The sequence below is a fragment of the Streptomyces sp. NPDC002671 genome (genome assembly GCF_053592475.1).
In genome coordinates, this window is sequence record NZ_JBSFVU010000027.1 from 80645 (window position 1) to 97192 (window position 16548).

13 protein-coding genes are annotated in these 16548 nt (G+C 70.6%); 6 read left to right on the plus strand and 7 right to left on the minus strand.

Annotated elements, in window-relative coordinates; genetic code table 11:
- Positions 1–93: 93 nt before the first annotated feature.
- Positions 94–678, plus strand: coding sequence for a DUF6114 domain-containing protein (locus tag ACWD35_RS33565; RefSeq protein WP_451355113.1), 585 nt, complete (start codon positions 94–96; stop codon positions 676–678).
- Positions 668–2134 carry a hypothetical protein gene (locus tag ACWD35_RS33570; RefSeq protein WP_451355114.1) on the plus strand — a complete coding sequence of 489 codons (1467 nt, stop codon included), beginning with the start codon at positions 668–670 and terminating at the stop codon, positions 2132–2134. Before ACWD35_RS33565 ends, ACWD35_RS33570 begins: the two co-directional genes overlap by 11 nt.
- A gap of 118 nt (positions 2135–2252) precedes the next feature.
- Here ACWD35_RS33570 and pyk read toward each other — a convergent pair whose 3' ends face one another.
- The 3 genes from pyk to pta all read right to left on the minus strand — a co-directional run bounded on the left by pyk (position 2253) and on the right by pta (position 7114).
- Positions 2253–3683 carry a pyruvate kinase gene (gene pyk, locus ACWD35_RS33575; RefSeq protein ID WP_451355115.1) on the minus strand — a complete coding sequence of 477 codons (1431 nt, stop codon included), beginning with the start codon at positions 3681–3683 and terminating at the stop codon, positions 2253–2255.
- A 129-nt stretch (positions 3684–3812) separates the two neighbouring features.
- The gene (locus ACWD35_RS33580) at positions 3813–5015 is read right to left on the minus strand and encodes an acetate kinase (protein ID WP_451355116.1); all 1203 of its coding nucleotides are present in this window, start codon (positions 5013–5015) and stop codon (positions 3813–3815) included.
- Between the two features lie 23 nt (positions 5016–5038).
- Positions 5039–7114, minus strand: a complete 2076-nt coding sequence (gene pta / locus ACWD35_RS33585; RefSeq protein ID WP_451355117.1) for a phosphate acetyltransferase — start codon at positions 7112–7114, stop codon at positions 5039–5041.
- Positions 7115–7312: 198 nt separating this feature from the next.
- On the opposite strand from pta, the gene ACWD35_RS33590 reads away from it, so the two are divergent.
- Positions 7313–8338 (plus strand): ATP-dependent 6-phosphofructokinase, encoded by a 1026-nt coding sequence (locus ACWD35_RS33590; protein WP_451355118.1) that lies wholly within the window; start codon positions 7313–7315, stop codon positions 8336–8338.
- On the opposite strand, the gene ACWD35_RS33595 is transcribed toward ACWD35_RS33590, so the two are convergent.
- Complete coding sequence (locus ACWD35_RS33595) at positions 8335–9024, minus strand: helix-turn-helix domain-containing protein (protein ID WP_451355119.1); 690 nt, start codon at positions 9022–9024, stop codon at positions 8335–8337. The two genes, ACWD35_RS33590 and ACWD35_RS33595, sit on opposite strands and share 4 nt — an antisense overlap.
- Positions 9025–9154: 130 nt before the next feature.
- Complete coding sequence (locus tag ACWD35_RS33600; RefSeq protein ID WP_451355120.1) at positions 9155–10024, minus strand: 5'-methylthioadenosine/S-adenosylhomocysteine nucleosidase; 870 nt, start codon at positions 10022–10024, stop codon at positions 9155–9157.
- Between the two features lie 33 nt (positions 10025–10057).
- Here ACWD35_RS33600 and ACWD35_RS33605 point away from each other — a divergent pair, with 33 nt between their 5' ends.
- The gene (locus ACWD35_RS33605; RefSeq protein ID WP_451355121.1) at positions 10058–10615 is read left to right on the plus strand and encodes a hypothetical protein; all 558 of its coding nucleotides are present in this window, start codon (positions 10058–10060) and stop codon (positions 10613–10615) included.
- Positions 10612–12798 (plus strand): tetratricopeptide repeat protein, encoded by a 2187-nt coding sequence (locus ACWD35_RS33610; RefSeq protein WP_451355122.1) that lies wholly within the window; start codon positions 10612–10614, stop codon positions 12796–12798. Before ACWD35_RS33605 ends, ACWD35_RS33610 begins: the two co-directional genes overlap by 4 nt.
- Here ACWD35_RS33610 and ACWD35_RS33615 read toward each other — a convergent pair.
- Together ACWD35_RS33615 and ACWD35_RS33620 are read right to left on the minus strand one after the other, a co-directional pair.
- Positions 12680–13372 carry a response regulator gene (locus ACWD35_RS33615; RefSeq protein WP_451355123.1) on the minus strand — a complete coding sequence of 231 codons (693 nt, stop codon included), beginning with the start codon at positions 13370–13372 and terminating at the stop codon, positions 12680–12682. The two genes, ACWD35_RS33610 and ACWD35_RS33615, sit on opposite strands and share 119 nt — an antisense overlap.
- Entirely contained in the window at positions 13369–14988 is a 1620-nt protein-coding gene (locus tag ACWD35_RS33620; RefSeq protein ID WP_451355124.1) for a sensor histidine kinase, read from the minus strand. Before ACWD35_RS33620 ends, ACWD35_RS33615 begins: the two co-directional genes overlap by 4 nt.
- A gap of 150 nt (positions 14989–15138) precedes the next feature.
- Between ACWD35_RS33620 and ACWD35_RS33625 the strand changes: the two genes are divergently transcribed.
- Positions 15139–16521, plus strand: coding sequence for a cation:dicarboxylate symporter family transporter (locus ACWD35_RS33625; protein ID WP_451355125.1), 1383 nt, complete (start codon positions 15139–15141; stop codon positions 16519–16521).
- Positions 16522–16548: the final 27 nt, after the last annotated feature.

The window sequence follows — 16548 nt, forward strand, 5'->3', positions numbered from 1 at the left end:
CCGGTGGCGCCCCCGCCCGTCCCCACTCCGGCCGCGTCTTCACGCGCGGCACACATCACCACCACAGCAACGCCGCACCAGGGAGCTGTTTCCATGAGCGCCGAGACTCCTGCCGCCGTACCCGGCCAGTTCACCACCCGGAGGCTGCAGTTCCGCGCCTGGCGGGGCTCGCGTCCGTTCTGGGCCGGACTGTTCGTCATGATCGGCGGAGTTCCGATCATGTACTTCCCGTACGCCCATCTCCAGCTGGGGCATCTGACGCTGGCGATGTCGACCACCGCGGGAGCCGGATCCCTGATCATCGGCGTGCTGCTCGAGGTCCTGGGCATCAGCCTCTGGTTCCAGAAGCACGTACGGACCTTCGCCGGAGTCGCCGCGATCCTGCTGGCGCTGGTGTCCATCCCCGTGGCCAACTTCGGCGGCTTCGGCATGGGCTTCCTGTTCGCCCTGATCGGCGGAGCGATGGCCGTGGCCTGGGTGCCGGGCGCGCCTCCGCAGCCGCAGCCGCAGCCGGAGGCCGAGGCGGTCCCGGCCGAGGCGGCCCCGGCCGAGGTCGGTGCCCCCGACGCGGTGCCGCCGGCGCACGAGGGCGCGCACGGGACGAGCGAGTCGAACGACCTGTCAGGAACAGGAACGAGCCCGGCCAACGGGGCGAACGGGAGGCACAGTGCCGGCTGACGAGGTGGCCCACGGGAGCGATGTGGACGCGTCCCAGGCAAGAACCGGGCCCCGCCACGCGGCACCCAGGAAGCCGCTGTTCACCAGGTTCCACATGCCGGCGGGCAAGGCGATAGCCACCGTGGCGATGCCGACCGCGGTCCTCATGGGCATGGGCTTCACGTCCTCGCTCGCCCTCGCGGACAACGGCAGCACACCGCCGACGTCCAACAGCCAGAAGGCCGCGGACTACAAGGACTGCGTCGCGTCGCTGGACGGCTCCAAGAGCGCCTCGGCCTCGCCGTCGCCGTCCGCGAGCAAGTCCTCCGACACGGCCACGCCTACGCCCTCGGCGTCCCCGGACGCCAAGAAGACGTCGGACTCGGGTTCCACGGGTTCGACTGGTTCCTCGGGTTCCAGCGACAAGGCCACGCCCACGCCCACGCCGACCTCGACCTCGGACTCCTCGGGCTCCGGCTCGGGTTCGGGATCGTCGGGCTCCGGTTCGGGTACGGGTACGTCCGGTTCCTCGGGCTCGGGCACGTCGACCTCAACGGGGTCCCAGAGCAGTGGCGGGGGCGTGCTGGGCACCCTCGGCGACGCTGTCGGCGACACGCTCGGCGGCCTGGTCAACGGGGTCACCGGCGGCCAGAAGGACTCCGCCACGCCGTCGGCGAGCCCGACGCCGTCCGCGTCCAAGTCGTCGTCCTCGTCGGGGTTGTTGTCTTCGTCGTCTTCGTCGTCTTCTTCGGACACGCCGTCCCCGGGTACGTCGTCCTCGCCGTCCGACTCGTCGACGAGCGCCAAGGACTCCGGCGGCAGCGTCACCGGCACCGTCACGGACACCGCCTCCAAGGCGGCCAAGACGGTCACGGACACCGCGCAGGGCGCCACCGACACGGCCTCCAAGACGGCCGGCGACGCCACGCAGGCGGCCAAGGACGCGGCGGGTCCGGCCACGGCCACGCCCAGCCCGTCCGACAGCGCGAGCCCCTCCGCGGCCAACTGCGAGGCGGCCACGACGGACGTCAGCGGTGTCGACAACAAGGTGCCGGTGGCGGACGACCCCTGGTACCTGGACGCCAGCTCCCTGCTGCTCAAGGGCGCCGACTACCAGGGCATCGTGGAGGTGAAGACGGCGAACGGCACCACCAAGAAGGTGCTGAAGTACGTCATCTCCGACGGCACCGACATCGGCGACCTGCACCAGACGGTGAATGACAAGCTCACGGGCAAGACCTACCACGTGCAGGCGTCCGCGGGTTCGACGTCCACCATCCGGGGCGGCCAGACCGTGATGTACACCGAGAAGATCTCCGGGAACCTCTTCGGCCTGATCCCGGTGACCTTCAGCCCGGACAGCCCGCCCCCGCTGAACATCCCGCTGATCTACTTCACCCACGTGAAGGTGGTCCAGGCGGCGCAGTTCGGCGGCAACCTGCACATTCCCGGTATGCACGTGTACACGACCGACTGACCGGTCGCACCAGCCCGTTCGGGAGCCGCACAAGACTGAGGGGCGCCCCCCGTTCCGGGGGGCGCCCCTCAGCGCCGTACATGGACTACGACGACCCGCAAAGCCCTTGCGGGGCCCGTCAGTTGCCTTCGCCGCCGCCGAGGTGGTGGACGCGCAGCATGTTGGTGGTGCCGGGGACCCCGGGGGGCGAGCCGGCGGTGATGATGACGGTGTCGCCCGCGTCGAAGCGGCCCAGCTTGGCGACTTCCTGGTCCACGAGGTCGACCATCTCGTCGGTGGTGGCCACGAAGGGCACCACGTGCGACTCGACGCCCCAGCTGAGGGTCAGCTGGTTGCGGGTGGACTCGTCCGTGGTGAAGGCGATGATCGGCTGCGTCGCGCGGTAGCGGGAGAGCCGGCGCGCGGTGTCACCGGACTGGGTGAAGGCGATCAGGCCCTTGCCGCCGAGGAAGTCGGCGATCTCGCAGGCCGCGCGGGCGACCGAACCGCCCTGCGTGCGCGGCTTCTTGCCGGGGACGAGCGGCTGCAGGCCCTTGCTGAGCAGCTCCTCCTCGGCCGCCTTGACGATCTTCGACATCGTCTTGACGGTCTCGACCGGGTACGCGCCCACGCTCGACTCGGCGGACAGCATGACCGCGTCGGCGCCGTCCAGGATCGCGTTGGCCACGTCGGAGGCCTCGGCGCGGGTCGGGCGGGAGTTGGTGATCATCGACTCCATCATCTGGGTCGCCACGATCACCGGCTTGGCGTTGCGCCGGCACATCTCCACCAGGCGCTTCTGCACCATCGGGACCTTCTCCAGCGGGTACTCGACGGCGAGGTCACCGCGGGCCACCATGACGGCGTCGAACGCCGCGACGACTTCCTCCATGTTGTCGACCGCCTGCGGCTTCTCCACCTTGGCGATCACCGGGACCCGGCGGCCCTCCTCGTCCATCACGCGGTGGACGTCCTGCACGTCCTTGGCGTCCCGGACGAAGGACAGCGCGACCATGTCGCAGCCCATGCGGAGGGCGAAGCGGAGGTCCTCGATGTCCTTCTCGCTCAGCGCGGGCACGTTGACGGCCGCGCCGGGCAGGTTGATGCCCTTGTGGTCGGAGACTACACCGCCCTCGATGACGATCGTCTTCACCCGCGGGCCCTCGACGTCCAGGACCTTCAGCTCGACGTTGCCGTCGTTGATCAGGACCTGGTCGCCGCGCGAGACGTCGCCCGGCAGCCCCTTGTACGTCGTACCGCAGATGTGCCTGTCGCCAGGGATGTCCTCGGTCGTGATGACGAACTCGTCACCGCGTTCCAGCTCGACCGGACCCTCGGCGAAGGTCTCCAGGCGGATCTTCGGTCCCTGCAGGTCGGCAAGGACACCGATGGCCCGGCCGCACTCCTTGGACGCGGCCCGGACACGGTCGTACCGCGCCTGGTGCTCGGCCTGGGTGCCGTGGCTGAAGTTGAACCGGGCCACATTCATGCCCGCCTCGATCATGGCGACGAGCATCTCGTGGGAGTCGACCGCGGGGCCGAGAGTACAGACGATTTTCGAACGGCGCATGGGGCGATCCTATCGGTTTGTTTCGCTGCGGAATATTCCGTCTGGCGGAAGATACAAATGGGCGGACATGCGCTCAGGCGTGTTACTGCGGTGTATTGCTCAGCTCCCACGCGGCGGAGCCGCATATTGTTACTGCCCGACCAGCGCGTACGTCTGTGTGGCGATCTCCAGTTCCTCGTCGGTGGGCACCACGGCGACGGCCACCCGCGCGGACTCGGGGGAGATCAGCCGCGGCTCACCGCTGCGTACGGCGTTCAGCTCGGCGTCGACCGCGAGGCCGAGCCCCTCCAGGCCCGCGATCGCAGCTTCTCGCACCGGCGCCGCGTTCTCGCCGACCCCCGCCGTGAACGCGACCGCGTCCACCGTGCCGAGTACCGCGTAATAGGCGCCGATGTACTTCTTGAGCCGGTGAATGTAAATCTCGAAGGCGAGCGCGGCCTCTTCGTCGCCCTCGTCGATGCGGCGGCGGATCTCGCGCATGTCATTGTCCCCACAGAGACCGAACAGACCGCTCTTCTTGTTGAGAAGAGTGTCGATCTCGTCCATGGACATTCCGCCAACGCGCGCCAAATGGAAGATGACCGCCGGATCCAGGTCACCGGACCGCGTCCCCATCACGAGCCCCTCCAGCGGCGTCAGCCCCATGGAGGTGTCCACGCAGCGGCCCCTCTCCACCGCGGAGGCGGAGGCGCCGTTGCCGAGGTGCAGCACGATGACGTTGACCTCGGACGGGTCCTTGCCCAGCAGCCGCGCGGTCTCCCGGGAGACGTACGCGTGCGAGGTGCCGTGGAAGCCGTAGCGGCGGATGCGGTGCCGGTCCGCGATCTTCGGGTCGATCGCGTAGCGGGCCGACGACTCCGGCATGGTCGTGTGGAACGCGGTGTCGAAGACCGCGACCTGCGGCAGGTCCGGGCGCAGCGCCTGCGCGGTGCGGATGCCGGTGAGGTTGGCCGGGTTGTGCAGCGGCGCGACCGGGATCAGCCGCTCGATCTCGGTGAGCACCTCCTCGTCGATCACGGTGGGCTCGGTGAAGAACATCCCGCCGTGCACCACCCGGTGCCCGATCGCGGCCAGCTCCGGCGAGTCCAGGCCCAGGCCGTCCCGGGCCAGCTCCTCGGCGACCGCCTTGAGGGCGGCGTCGTGGTCGGCGATCGGCCCGTTCAGCTCACGGGTCTCGCCGGTGCTCACGCGGGTGTGCTTGAGCCGGGAGGTCTGCTCGCCGATGCGCTCGACCAGGCCGACCGCGAGCCGGCTCGCGTCGCGCATGTCGAGCAGCTGGTACTTCACCGACGAGGAGCCGGAGTTGAGGACGAGGACGCGGTTCGCAGTCACGGTGAATCGATGGCTCTCTGTGGTCAGTTGGCGGGCGTCTGGGCCTGGATCGCCGTGATGGCGACGGTGTTGACGATGTCCTGGACGAGCGCGCCCCGGGACAGGTCGTTGACCGGCTTGCGCAGACCCTGCAGGACCGGGCCGACGGCGATCGCGCCGGCCGAGCGCTGCACGGCCTTGTAGGTGTTGTTACCTGTATTGAGGTCCGGGAAGATCAGAACCGTTGCCTGCCCGGCGACCTCGGAGCCCGGCAGCTTGGTCGCGGCGACCGACGGCTCCACGGCCGCGTCGTACTGGATCGGCCCCTCGATCTTCAGGTCGGGCCGCCGCGAGCGCGCCAGCTCGGTGGCCTCGCGCACCTTGTCGACGTCGGCGCCCGAGCCGGACGTACCGGTGGAGTACGACAGCATCGCGATCCGCGGGTCCACGCCGAACCGGGCGGCCGTGCCCGCCGCCTGGACGGCGATGTCCGCGAGCTGCTCGGCGTTCGGGTCCGGGTTGACCGCGCAGTCGCCGTAGACCAGCACCTTGTCGGCCAGGCACATGAAGAAGACGGAGGAGACGATCGAGGACTCCGGCCTCGTCTTGATGATCTCGAAGGCCGGCCGGATGGTGGCCGCCGTGGAGTGCACCGAGCCCGACACCATGCCGTCGGCCAGGCCCTCCTGGACCATCAGGGTGCCGAAGTAGTTCACGTCCGCGACGACGTCGTAGGCCAGCTCCACGGTCACGCCCTTGTGGGCGCGCAGCTTGGCGTACTTCTCGGCGAAGGCGTCGCGCAGCTCGGAGGTGACCGGGTCGATCACCTGGCTGTCGCCGAGGTCGATGCCGAGGTCGGCGGCCTTCTTGCGGATCTGGTCGGCCGGCCCGAGCAGCGTCAGGTCGCACACCCCGCGGCGCAGCAGCACCTCGGCCGCGTGCAGCACCCGCTCCTCGGTGCCCTCCGGCAGCACGACCCGCCGCTTGTCGGAGCGGGCCTGCTCCAGCAGCTTGTGCTCGAACATCATCGGGGTGACCCGGTCGTCGCTCGGCGCCGAGACCCGGCGGGCCAGGGCGGCGGTGTCCGCGTAGCGCTCGAACAGGCCGAGCGCCCGCTCAGCCTTGCGCGGGGTGGCCGCGGTCATCTTCCCCTCCAGGGAGAAGAGCTGCTCGGCGGTGGGGAAGCTGGTGCCGGGGACCGAGATCACCGGGGTGCCCGGGGCGAGGCGGGCGGCGAGGGTGAGGATCTCCTCGCGCGGCACCTCGTTCAGGGTCAGCAGTACGCCGGCTATCGGCGGGGTGCCGGCGCTGTGCGCGGCCAGTGCGCCGACGACCAGGTCGGCCCGGTCCCCGGGCGTGACCACCAGGCAGCCCGGGGTCAGCGCGCCCAGGAAGTTCGGCAGCATCGCTCCGCCGAAGACGAAGCCCAGCGCGTCCCGGGCGAGCCCCGAGTCGTCGCCGAGCAGCACCTTGGCGTCGAGGGACTGGGCGATCTGGGCGACCGTCGGCGCGGACAGCGCGGGCTCGTCCGGCAGCACGTACGCGGGCACGGGCAGCCGGTTCACGAGCCGCTCGGCGATCTCGTCGCGGTCCTCGCGAACCACCCGGTTGGCGACCATGGCCAGCACGTCGCAGCCCAGCCCGTCGTAGGCCCGGTAGGCGTTGCGGGTCTCCGCCAGCACGGACTCCGCCGTCTGCCCGCGACCGCCCACCACCGGGATCACCGACGCGCCGAACTCGTTGGCCAGGCGGGCGTTGAGGGCCAGCTCGTCCGGGAGCTGGGTGTCGGCGAAGTCGGTGCCGAGCACGAGGACGACGTCGTAGTCCCGGGCCACCCGGTGGAAGCGGTCGACCAGGGTGGAGACCAGCTCGTCGGTGCCCTGTTCGGCCTGGAGCGCGGACGCCTCGTGGTAGTCCATGCCGTAGACGGTCGCCGGGTCCTGGGAGAGGCGGTACCGCGTCCGCAGCAGCTCGAACAGCCGGTCGGGCACGTGGTGCACGAGCGGGCGGAAGACACCCACTCGGTCGACCTGCCGGGTAAGGAGTTCCATGACTCCCAGCTCCACGACCTGGCGGCCGTCGCCGCGGTCGATCCCGGTCACGTACACGCTGCGCGTCACGTGTGCACCCCGATCCCTGTGTCTCGTCTCCGGCGTAAAAGCCTCGGGCATAAAAATCGCCCACCAAGGTGAGCAGAACCCTCTTGACAATACCCCCGGTGCCGGATAAGGCGCCCGTCAAGACTTCACCCCTCCGGCAGACGTGAAAGAATCGGAACCGGCTCACAGGTACCGAAAGCGAGCAGGAGACACAGCACGATGCGCATCGGAGTTCTCACCGCAGGCGGCGACTGCCCCGGCCTGAACGCCGTGATCCGGTCCGTCGTGCACCGGGCGGTGGCGCAGTACGGCGACGAGGTCATCGGCTTCGAGGACGGCTACCGGGGTCTGCTCGACCGCCACTACCGCTCCCTCGACCTGGACGGGGTCAGCGGCATCCTGGCCCGCGGCGGCACCATCCTCGGCTCCTCCCGCCTGGAGCGCGACCGGCTGCGCGAGGCCTGCGACAAGGCCACCGACATGGTCGCGGAGTTCGGCATCGACGCGCTGATCCCGATCGGCGGCGAGGGCACCCTGACGGCGGCCCGCATGCTCTCCGACGCGGGTCTGCCGGTCGTCGGCGTCCCCAAGACCATCGACAACGACATCTCCTCCACGGACCGCACCTTCGGCTTCGACACGGCCGTCGGCGTGGCCACGGAGGCCATGGACCGCCTGAAGACCACGGCCGAGTCCCACCAGCGCGTGATGGTCGTCGAGGTCATGGGCCGGCACGCCGGCTGGATCGCCCTGGAGTCCGGCATGGCCGCCGGCGCCCACGGCATCTGCCTGCCCGAGCGCCCCTTCGACCCCGCCGACCTGGTCAAGATGGTCGAGGAGCGCTTCGCCCGCGGCAAGAAGTTCGCGGTCGTCTGCGTCGCCGAGGGCGCCCACCCCGCCGAGGGCACCATGGACTACGGCAAGGGCGAGATCGACCAGTACGGCCACGAGCGCTTCCAGGGCATCGGCACCGCGCTGGCGTACGAGCTGGAGCGCCGCCTCGGCAAGGAGGCCAAGCCGGTCATCCTCGGCCACGTCCAGCGCGGCGGCGTCCCGACCGCGTACGACCGCGTTCTCGCCACCCGCTTCGGCTGGCACGCCGTCGAGGCCGCGCACCGCGGCGAGTTCGGCAGGATGACCGCGCTGCGCGGCACCGACATCGTGATGGTGCCGCTCGCGGAGGCGGTCACCGAGCTGAAGACGGTTCCGAAGGACCGGATGGACGAGGCGGAGTCGGTCTTCTAACCGGTCCTGTTCTCGACCGCCGCCCAGAAGTTCTCGACGATCCGGCCGAGGAACTCCTCACCGGACTCACTGGCGCTCCTGCTGCCGCCACCCCAGCTGAGGGTGGCGGCCATGTGCCCCTGATAGTCCTGGTGCAGCTCCTGCAGGACGTCCTCCAGGACGCCCCTGTCCACGGGCGCCAGCTTCATCACCGGCCGCACATACGCCTGCCAGCGGGTGCTCATCGCGCTGTGCAGCAGGTCGGCGAGCTTCGCCTCGCGGCCCGTGACGGCCACGAAGTCGGGCAGGGTCAGTTGCAGCGCCCGAGCGAGCGCGGCCGACTGCCGCTCGTTGCCGTGCCAGGTACCGCTCTCCTCCATCCGCAGATACGCCGGGAGGTCGATGCCGACGGCGCGGGCCATGTCCTCCGGCGCGATCCCGCGGGCGATGCGGTGCTCGCGCAGGGTGCGGGGCCGTCCGATGAGTTCCCCCGGAGAACACCACAACACCCCCGCGAGGGCGGTGAGTTCGGGGCTGCTCGGGGAGGCGGTGCCGCGCTCCCAGGCGATCACGAGGTCGGGCGTGACGTACGGCAGGCCGTACGAGGCCCGCATGCCGTAGGCGACGTGCTCGGGTCCCATGCCGAGCGCGGCACGCAGCCTGCGGGCGACCGGGGCGTTGAACGGAGGAGCTGAGGGTTGGCGCACCCCGCACAAGGTAGGGGTGTGCGAACGTGATGACTACAGTCGGTTCTGCCGAGATCACGGATCGTAGAATCGTACGTTTTGATCGTGACGGGCGAGCTGGCACCCGGTGTCACCCCGCGATGACCTGGCGTTACCCGCGGTTCTGCCGTCCTCCGACCTGTTTGCCGATGACGGGCCCGTTGAAGGTCGCGCCCCGGAAGTCGATGTGGTCGCCCCCGTGGCCTCCGTGGGATCCCTCGTCGGAGCCGGAGGATTCGGCGGGACCGGCACTCCCGCCCCGGCCCCGGTACTTGCGCAGCACCGCCATCGCCACGGCCGCGGCCTGCGCCGCCGCCCACTCCTGCGAACCTGCGGCGTCGTCCGCGCCCTTGTCGGCATTGGTGCGATCGCTGATGCCCCGGACGACCAGGGCGTCCCGGCCCTCCAGATGGGCCGCGTGGGCCGCTCCCGAGCCCTCCATCTCGAAGGCCGCCGTGTCGTTGTAGTTCTCGCGTATCTGCCGGGCGATCTCGGACTCGTCGTCGGCCAGGACCACGTCCCCCGTGGCGATCGGCTTGAAGTGCGCCCGTACGTCCGGCATGTCCCGCACCGCCGAACGCGCCGCCTGCACCAGCGCGTTGGAGCCGTGCCACGCCTCCGGGCGCACCAGCGTCCTCCCGGACGTCACCTTGCCGCCGTGGATCGCGTACACCTTGGTGCCGACGACGACGTCACCGAGACCGATGTCCGGCTTGAGACTGCCGGCCACGCCGACGAACAGGACGGCCTGCGGGCGCAGCCAGCCGATGAGCGACGCGGTGAGCGCGGCGGTGTTCCGGGCGCCCTCGCCCAGTTCGGCGGCGGCGACGTGCCACGGGGTGCCGGGCAGGCGGCCCACTTCGACGATGGTGCCGTTGCCGGGGTGGGTCCGCTCCTTCCGCTCTTCGATGTAGGTGCGCACCGCCGCGTATTCCAACGCGAGTGCGGTCAGGACGAGAACGGTGGGCTGAGTCTCCGGCACACTCTTAAGGTACTGCCGGGGGAAGGGGTTGGAGTGCCGGAACGAGACGTCAGCGTGGGGCAGTTGCTGCTCACCGAGTACCAGGCGATCAAGGACGAGCAGAAGACGCGGATCGGGTTCCGGGACAACCTGCTGTACGTCACGCTCACCGTGGTGGCCGCGGTGATCGCCGCCGCGGCCCAGGCCAAGCGGACGGAGATGCTGCTCGCGCTGCCGCCGGTGTGTGTCGTGCTCGGGTGGACGTATCTGGTCAACGACCAGAAGATCTCGGCGATCGGGGCCTATGTGCGGGGGCAGTTGGGGCCTCGGCTGGCGGAACTGGTGCAGGCGGAGGGTGCCGAGGTCTTCCAGTGGGAGGTCGCGCACCGCGGGGATGCCCGGCGCGTCTCCCGGAAGGTCGTGCAGTGCGTGGTCGACCTGCTCGCCTTCTGCGTCGTGCCGTTGAGCGCGCTGGTCGTGTACTGGGCGGGGGGTGAGGTCTCGGCGGGGCTGGGGTTGCTGTCCGTGCTGGAGGCACTCGCTGCGGCCGGGCTGGGGGTGTACATCGTGCAGTACGCCTTGCCCTTCGGGTCGGGGGGCGACGCGGGGTGAGCGATCACATCGACTTCCAGGGCGGGGAGTTCAGGGGACCGGTCATCGGCAAGGCGGAGTACCGGCAGCAGGCGCCGGCGCCGACCGCGCTGGACGCGCTGCCGCCGAGGGCGGCGGGATTCACGGGGCGGGACGGGGAGTTGGAGCGGCTGCGGGTCGCCCTGGATCGCGCCGGCTGCGATCAGGCTGTCCTTGTCACCGCGGTGTCCGGACTCGGCGGCATCGGTAAGACGGCGCTGGCGGTGGAGGCGGCGTACGCGGCGCGGGAGGCGGGCTGGTTTCCGGGTGGCGTTCTGTTCGTGGACCTGCACGGGTACGACGACACGCCCGTCACCGCCGACCAGGCCCTCCAGTCGCTGCTGAGGGCGCTCGGGGTCGAGCCGGAGCACATTCCGACGACGGCGGACGAGCGGGCGGGGCTGTACCGCTCGCTGCTGGCCGAGCGGGACGCGGTGCTGATCGTCGCCGACAATGCTTCGTCACCGGACCAGGTACGGCCACTGCTGCCCGGGGGCGGGCGGCATCGGGTGCTGGTCACTTCACGGGACCGGCTGCCCCAACTGGGCGCCCGGCTCGTGCCGTTGGACCAGCTCACGCCCCAGGCGGCGTACGGACTCCTTGACCGGGTCCTCCGTATCGCCGACCCGGAGGACTGCCGGATCGCCGAGGAGCCGGACGCGGCGGCCCGTCTGGCCGGCCTGTGCGGATGCCTGCCGCTGGCCTTGCAGATCGCGGCGGCGTTGCTGGCGGAGGATCCGGGCAAGTCGGCGGCCGAGCTGGGGGAGGAACTGGCCACGTCGCACGACAGGCTCGCTTCCCTCGATGACGGCGACCGGAGTGTCCGTGCCGCCTTCGACCTGTCCTACCGCAGGCTTCCGGCCGAGCAGGCCCGCCTGCTGCGCCTGCTCGCGCTCGCGCCGGGTCCGGAGGCGAGCGAGGAGGTCGCGGCTGCGCTGGTGGGGACGGAGGCCCCGCCGCTGCGGGAGCTGAAGGCGCTGGCGCGGGCGCATCTCGTGGAACGGGGGAGCGAGCGCGACCGGTGGCGGATGCACGACCTGGTGCGGGCGTTCGGGGCGGGGGCGGCGGTCGCGGACGCCGCGTTGCGGGAGGAGTCCGAGGCGGCGCGGGAGCGTGTGCTGGAGTACTACGTGCGGTGGGCCGATGCAGCCGAGGACCGATTGCAGTGGCTGCCGGGCAAGCCGGAGGTGGAACTGTTCGCGGACCGGCGACAGGCGTTGGCGTGGCTTGACGGGCAGCGGGCGGGGCTGGTGGCGGCGATGTCGTGGGCTCAGGAGGAGCGATACAGGGCCCCGGCGTTGAAGCTGGCCCCGAGCCTGGGGCTGTATCTGAACTGGCGACGGCACTTCGCGGACTGGGTTGCCGTCAGCCGTGCCGCACAGGAGGCTGCACACCGCGCCGGGGACGCCGCCAACGAGGCCACGTCGTTGATCGACCTGGGCTTCGCCCTGTTGAAGACGGGATCGGCGGAGGAAGCGGTGGATGCCCAGACTCGTGCCCGCGACCTCTGTCAGGCCGTGGGGGACCACGTCGAAGAGGCCAGGGCCTGGAACCTCCTCGGCATTGCCCTGCGGGAGGCGGGCCGGGAGGAGGAGGCGATAGAGGCCCACATTCGCGCTCGCGATCTGTATCAGGCCAATGGGGGTCGTCGTAGTGAGGCCCAGGCGTGGCACAACCTGGGCAACTCCCTGTATGTGGCGGGTCGGTGGGAGGAGGCGATCGAGGTCCAGAATCGCGCTCTCGACCTGTATCGGGACGCTGGGGATCGCTACCGTGAGGCCCAGGTGTGGCACAACCTGGGCAACTCCCTGTGTGCAGCGGGTCGAGTGGACGAGGCGATCGAGGCATACGGCAAGGCTCTGAAGGTCGACCGGGAGTTCGAGGACTGGTATGGGACAGGCATGAGCCTTGCGGGCCTGGCTCAGGCGTATCTGAAAGCCGGCCGTCCGGCCGAGGCCCGAGCCCACTGGCTCCGCTCCGCCGACGCCTACACCCAAGCCCACGCGCCCACAGAAGCTGACCGGTCCCGCGCCAGGGCAGCCGCCCTCACCGCCCCTGAACCACCCACCGATACACCAGCTCCGGTCTCCCCACCTGCCCGTACAGCGGCTTCCGCGCCGCCCGCCCCGCCTCCACCAGGTGCTCCAGATACCGCCGAGCCGTGATCCGCGAGATCCCCACGGCCACCGCGACCCCCGCCGCCGTGAGCCCCTCCTCCGCCTCCCGCAGAGCCGACGTCACCCGCTCCAACGTCGGCCCGCTCAACCCTTTCGGCAGCGCCGCAGGCGAGGGTGCGCGCAGGGCCGCCAGCGCGCGGTCCACCTCGTCCTGGCCGCTCGCCTCGCCCGCCGCGCCGCGGAATTCCGCGTACCGCACCAGCCGGTCCCGCAGCGTGGCGAACGTGAACGGCTTCAGGACGTACTGGACGACGCCCAGTGAGACGCCCTCGCGGACCACGGCCAGGTCCCGCGCCGACGTCACCGCTATGACGTCCGCGTGATGCCCCGCCGCCCGCAGGGAACGGGCGAACTGCAAGCCGTGCACGTCCGGCAGGTGCAGGTCCAGCAACAGCAGGTCCACGGGCGTACGGTCCAGGATCCGCCGCGCCTCCGCTCCCGTGTGCGCCTTGCCCACCGCCACGAACCCCGGCACCCTCCCGACGTAGAGCAGATGCGCGTCCGCGGCGACCGGGTCGTCCTCCACCACGAGGACCCGGATCGGCTGCTGCCCAGGCGTCATCCGCCGCCACCCACCGCCGTACGCAGCGGCAGCCGTACCTCGAACACCGCGCCGCCCTCCTCGGCCTCCGTCACGTTCAACGTCCCCTCATGCCGTGTCACCGCCTGCCGCACCAGCGCGAGCCCCAGCCCGCGCCCGCCCGGCCCGGAGGGCTTCGTCGAGAACCCCCGCTGGAATACCAGGTCGGTGTGGGCCGAGTCGACCCCCGGGCCGGTGTCCGACACGCGTATCACCAGTTCGGCGTCCGATGCGTACGCCGTCACCGTCACCCGCGCCCGCATGCTGCCCTGTGCCGCGTCCACCGCGTTGTCGATGAGGTTGCCGAGGATGGTCACCAGGTCACGCGCGGACACACGCTCCGGCAGCAGGCCGTCGTCCAGGCGGCTGTCCGCCGACACCACCAGCTCCACGCCCCGCTCGTGCGCCTGTGCCGTCTTGCCCAGCAGCAGGGCCGCCAGCACCGGCTCGCCCACCGCCGCCACCACCTGGTCGGTCAGGGCCTGGGCCAGCTCCAGTTCCGACGTCGCGAACTCCACCGCTTCCTCGGCCCGGCCCAGTTCGATCAGCGAGACGACCGTGTGGAGCCGGTTCGCCGCCTCGTGCGCCTGGGAGCGCAGGGCCTGCGTGAAGCCCCGCTCGGAGTCCAGCTCACCCATGAGGGACTGGAGTTCGGTGACATCGCGCAAGGTCACCACCGTGCCCCGGCGTTCGCCGCCGGACACCGGTGAGGTGTTCACCGCCAGTACCCGGGACGCGGCCAGGTGCACCTCGTCCACCCTGGGCCCGGAGGCCAGCAGCGCGCCCGTCAGGGGGGCGGGCAGGCCCAGGTCGGCGACCGAGCGGCCGAGTACGTCCTCCTCGCCCCCGACGCCCAGCAGCTCCCGGCCGCCGTCGTTGATCAGCGCCACCCTGTACTGCCCGTCCAGCAGCAGCAGGCCCTCCCGGACGGCGTGCAGGGCCGCCTCGTGGTAGTCGTACATCCGGCTCAGTTCGGCCGCGTTCATGCCGCGGGTGTGGCGGCGCAGCCGAGCGTTGATGACGTACGTGCCGACCGCGCCCAGCAGCAGGACGCCGCCCGCGACGCCGAGCAGGGCCGTGACCTGGTGCTGCATCCGGCGGCTTATCGCCTCGATCTTGATGCCGGCGCTCACCAGGCCGATCACACGGCCGTTCTCCTCCACGGGCGTCACCGCGCGGACGGTCGGGCCGAGCGAGCCGGAGTGCGTCTCGGTGAAGGTGCGGCCGTGCTGGGCGGGGCCGATGTGGCCGGAGAAGCGCTTGCCGATCAGCCTCGGGTCCGGGTGCGTCCAGCGGATGCCGGACGGGTTCATGATCGTGACGAAGTCGATGTCCGTGTCCCGGATGACCCGGAGGGCGTACGGCTGGAGCGTCGCGCTGGGGTCGGGGGTGTGGATCGCCGAGCGGACCGCGGGGGAGTCGGCGATCGAGCGGGCCACCGCGGTCGCCCGGCCGGTCGCCGCGTCCACCGCCTGCCGCTGGTCGTTGACGTACGTGAACAGCGCGTAACCGGCCACCACCAACGCGAGCAGCACGGCCTGCATGGCGAACAGCTGGCCCGCCAGGCTGCGTGGTCGGGGGAGGGTGGGAAAGCGCATGTCAGCAGTGTGCCTCTCCGGATAAGTGTGAACTAAATGAACGGAAGGGTGACCGCCGTCACAGGCCGGGAGATAGTCACGGCATCCCCCACAACCCCGGACGTGAGCCGCACGCCGGTGATGCCGACGAAGACGTCAAGGAGGGCAGCCGTGGCCGCCAGTTCCCCCGATACGGCACCTGCCGCACCCGCCCCTGTGAAGCGGGACCGCACCCATTACCTGTACATAGCCGTCATCGTGGCGGTCGTGCTCGGTATCGCCGTGGGGCTCATCTGGCCCGATGCCGGAGTGCAGCTGAAGCCGCTGGGCGCGGGCTTCGTGAACCTGATCAAGATGATGATCTCGCCGATCATCTTCTGCACGATCGTGCTGGGCATAGGTTCCGTACGGAAGGCCGCCAAGGTGGGGGCCGTCGGCGGTATCGCCCTCGGGTACTTCCTGGTGATGTCGCTCGTCGCGCTCGCCATCGGGCTGCTCGTGGGCAACGTCCTGCACCCCGGTGACGGGCTGCACATCACCAACGCCATCAAGGCCTCCGGGCACGACCAGGTGTCTTCCGACGCGCTGCCGCCGGTCGACTTCGTGCTGTCGATCATTCCGAAGAGCTTCGTCTCCGCCTTCACCGAGGGCCAGGTGCTCCAGACGCTGCTGGTCGCGCTGCTCGCCGGGTTCGCGCTGCAGGCCATGGGGCCGGTCGGGCAGCCGGTGCTGCGCGGCATCGAGCACATCCAGCGGCTCGTCTTCCGCATCCTGTCGATGGTCATGTGGGCCGCGCCGATCGGTGCCTTCGGTGCCATCGCCGCCGTCACGGGCTCGGCCGGTCTGGACGCGCTGAAGAGCCTGGCCGTGCTGATGCTCGGCTTCTACGTGACCTGCTTCCTGTTCGTCTTCATCGTGCTCGGCGCGCTGCTGCGGATCGTCGCGGGCCTGAACGTCCTCTCCCTCTTCAAGTACCTCGCCCGCGAGTTCCTGCTGATCCTGTCCACCTCGTCCTCCGAGTCCGCGCTGCCGCGGCTGATCGCGAAGATGGAGCACCTGGGCGTCAGCAAGCCGGTCGTCGGCATCACCGTGCCGACCGGCTACTCCTTCAACCTCGACGGCACCATGATCTACATGACCATGGCGTCCCTCTACATCGCCGACGCGCTCGGTACGCCGATGTCCGTCGGCGAGCAGATCCCGCTGCTGCTCTTCCTGCTGCTGGCCTCCAAGGGCGCGGCGGGCGTCAGCGGCGCCGGGCTCGCCACGCTGGCCGGCGGCCTCCAGTCGCACAAGCCCGCCCTGGTCGACGGCGTCGGCCTGATCGTCGGCATCGACCGCTTCATGAGCGAGGCACGTGCGCTGACCAACTTCGCGGGCAACGCGGTGGCCGCCGTGCTGGTGGGTACCTGGACGAAGGAGATCGACAAGGGCCGGGTCAAGCAGGTCCTCGCCGGCGAGCTGCCGTTCGACGAGACGACGCTGCTGGACGAGAACGAGGCCACGGCCGCCGAGCTTCCCGAGCCGCGGGACGGGGAGCTGACCAAGGCCTGACCCGCACAGCCCCTTGCACACTCCGGA